Here is a 2,853-nt window from a genome sequence, read left to right as displayed (position 1 = left end):
GGTATGCAAACGCGCCGGCAGGCGAGGCGATGTTGGTCATGCGGCGGGCCGCATCGTAGGCAAACGCATTGGTCCAATCTCCTGCTGGCTGCTGCAGGCCAAGGCCCACGCGGAGGCGGTTGGAATACGTGTTGGTCACGGTATCGTTTGCAAAAGGGCCGTCCTCGGTGAGGAGCTGCCCGGCCGCAGTGTAACCATAGACGGTCGTGCCCAGTCCGTCAACCATATTGGTGAGGCGGTTGAGCGGGTCGTACTTCATCTGGACATGGAAGGTGTGGGGGTATTTGATGTACGTGAGGCTGCCGAGGGGGTCGTTGGTGTAATACGTGGTGCCCATGGCGGCGCTCCAGCGGCTGAGGAGCCGGTTGTCGGCGTCGTAGGTGTAGCGCAGCACAACGGTCCCGGCTTGGTCGAGCTTGTTCGTGACCCGACCATATTGATCGTAATTCCATTTGGTCTGCTGCCCCTTGCCATCGACCAGGTTGGTCAAGTCGCCCGAGGGGAGGTACTGGTACTGGATGGGTTGGGCGTCGGCGTTGGTTTCAAAGGTTTTCCTGCCGGCAGCGTCGTATGCGAAGAAGTTCGTGATGCCGATCTGGTCCGTGTACGCGACGAGCCCCCGGGCTGAAAAGCCGAAATGCTCGACGCCGCCGTCGGGATAACCGCGGGAGAGGAGGCGGTTGAGATAATCGTACGTGTTGGTGACCATTGCGCCATTGAAAAAGACCACTGACACATGTCAATTGTTGAGATGCGACCCCACGGCCTTTAAACTCGGCGCCCGACCAGCCGTATCCAGGCCGGGGGTTGATCCGTATTCCGGGTGCGCTGCACAAAAGGGTTAGCTCTTCGCGGTTCCACGTCATCAAAATGGTGGTTCCATCAGCCCGACATTCACGGCGATGATAACGCCAACATACACCGGTGTGAGGGCCACGTCCGCGATGACAGCAAAAGGGACCAGCGCGTAGTATCCCGGCTTGGCTGCTTCAACCGACTCAACCTCGGGTGGCGTGATACTCCCATCTTCCCTCACTTGCTGCTGCTTGTAGTTCACATGCTCTTTCGCCGCTTCGATTGTAGTCCCGGTTACACAGCCGCTTAGGCAGACCCCATTGGCCAGCACCAGCAGGATCTCGATAAACCTGAGAGAAAGATGGTGTTTCGTGTACATGAGCCAGCTCTGATTATGCGACTGGGGTTGCATAGCCCGTCGGGATTTTCTGTCGGCGCGTTTTTTTAACGGGTTCATTATGAGCCAAGAATGCGCGATGTGGGAAACGTAAGCGATCGGCGCGCGCATTGAATGGGACCCCTCTCCCCCTGCCCTCTCCCCTTGGGAAGGGGAGAGGGAGAGGCATCGGGATTCTTGCAAAGATCGGCGGGCTTTTCGCAATGCAGGCTCCTTTTGCGACAGAGCCGAGGCCGATGAATTGTTGAGATCTGGTTCTTGTTCACGGTTTTCCGTCCGCTGAATGCTGTGGTTCGACTCGGGGAGGGACGACGATGTTGGGCGGGGACCAACCCAGGCCGAAACGGCAAGTGCCGCCAATGTAACTATGATGAAAACAATTGCCGCGGCAAACGCCGCGGCAAATTTCATCGAGGGCCGCAGCGAGCTGAAAAACGGAGCTACGCAGCAGCAAACAAAAAGCATCATAACCGCCAGCACCAGGAAGCCACGAGAAAGCCCGGACCGCACAGGCTCCCAAAGCGAATACCCTAGCAGCGCTGGGACGATGTACGTCATGGTGACCCCAACTAGGCTGCCTGAGAAGAACAACCAAGGCAGACGGCGGTGGGGGGCTCGGTTCTCAATTGCTGGCCTCATATCCATGATGCTGTCGAACGACCAAAAGGTGAGCGACGCCGCAGGTGACTCTCGCCAACCGGAAATCCGAAGCAGAAACTGCCAGCCGTAACCGGCGTTGGCTCCAGCGCTGTGTGTGTTAGGCGGCATGACTCACCTTCGCACTACTGCGTGACCCGCTCCGCTGTCCAAAATCCCTTGTGCGTCTGTCCTAAGAAACTCTCTTCGATAGTCCCGGTAATAATATTGCTGGTAACGTTGCCGTTGTAGCTTGACGCAACCTCCCCGCGCCCGACCTCAAATGGATGCGTGACACTAAAAGAAAGCTCGCTCCCTTGCAGCTTCGCGTTTTTGATTGGCCACTTATAAACGCGTGACTTGCCATTCACTGTGCTGACGTTGCTCACCGTGCCAGTTAACGTGCCTCCGGCCATTGTAAGCGTCAAGGTGTATGGGGCAATATGTAGCGGGGCATTGGTCTTGGAATGCACTAGTTTCCACGTCCCGGCGAGGTTGGTGACTGTGGCTGCTGATTCTGTGCTGCTTTGTTCGCTTTCTGGCGCTGAAGCTGCGCCAGGTGAACCGCTCTGTTTGCCGCAGCCGACTAAAAGAATGCTGGCTGCCATGACTATGGTAAGGGTGTCTATTTTCATAAAGCGTGGTGCCGCCGAACGATCAAAATCACCGAGGAGCGGCACCATTCCGCGCCCGAGTTTGAAACCGACGTCAATGCCGCTCATTCGGTGCATTGCCTCGTTAGGCGGTCCTTTTGGCGAGATATCCATATTTTCGAGCCACTTTCGAGATCAGGTCGAAGGGGATTTGGTAGCCGGGCGTGGCCAGAACTCCAGCCTCCATTAAGTCAGCGACAACTTTATACGGGCTCCGCTTCAAAACAGTTGCTAATTGGCGCGCAGTCATCCCGTCCTCGACTACCACCTCGCCAACGATGGGCGGCAAGGGATCTGGTTTTTTATCTGGGCTACCGTTGCTTGATGCACTCATGAGCTATCGCGCGGCCCAACTCTGATTATGCGACTGGG

Annotated in this window: 4 protein-coding genes; all 4 read right to left on the bottom strand. The window is 56.9% G+C overall.

The genetic code is table 11. The annotated features are described in order from the left end of the window. On the bottom strand, positions 1-736 hold a 736-nt coding region (locus tag VG146_10425), incomplete at its 3' end, for a hypothetical protein (protein HEV2392764.1). Positions 737-865: 129 nt separating this feature from the next. Next, positions 866-1,174 carry a hypothetical protein gene (locus VG146_10420; GenBank protein HEV2392763.1) on the bottom strand — a complete coding sequence of 103 codons (309 nt, stop codon included), beginning with the start codon at positions 1,172-1,174 and terminating at the stop codon, positions 866-868. A gap of 800 nt (positions 1,175-1,974) precedes the next feature. Next, positions 1,975-2,550 carry a hypothetical protein gene (locus VG146_10415; GenBank protein HEV2392762.1) on the bottom strand — a complete coding sequence of 192 codons (576 nt, stop codon included), beginning with the start codon at positions 2,548-2,550 and terminating at the stop codon, positions 1,975-1,977. 16 nt (positions 2,551-2,566) lie between these two features. Further along, positions 2,567-2,770 (bottom strand): hypothetical protein, encoded by a 204-nt coding sequence (locus VG146_10410; GenBank protein HEV2392761.1) that lies wholly within the window; start codon positions 2,768-2,770, stop codon positions 2,567-2,569. Between the last annotated feature and the right edge of the window lie 83 nt (positions 2,771-2,853).

It is taken from the genome of Verrucomicrobiia bacterium, from assembly GCA_035946615.1.
Taxonomy (GTDB): Bacteria; Verrucomicrobiota; Verrucomicrobiia; order Limisphaerales; family UBA8199; genus DASYZB01.
The sequence above is the reverse complement of the archived record's forward strand: the minus strand, read 5'-3'. Positions and strand labels throughout refer to the sequence as shown.

What these genes read in the sequence shown, in the direction of transcription:
- VG146_10420 (HEV2392763.1), bottom strand. Translation starts at nt 1,174, where the DNA reads ATGTACACGAAACACCATCTTTCTCTCAGGTTTATCGAGATCCTGCTG.
- VG146_10415 (HEV2392762.1), bottom strand. Translation starts at nt 2,550, where the DNA reads ATGAGCGGCATTGACGTCGGTTTCAAACTCGGGCGCGGAATGGTGCCG.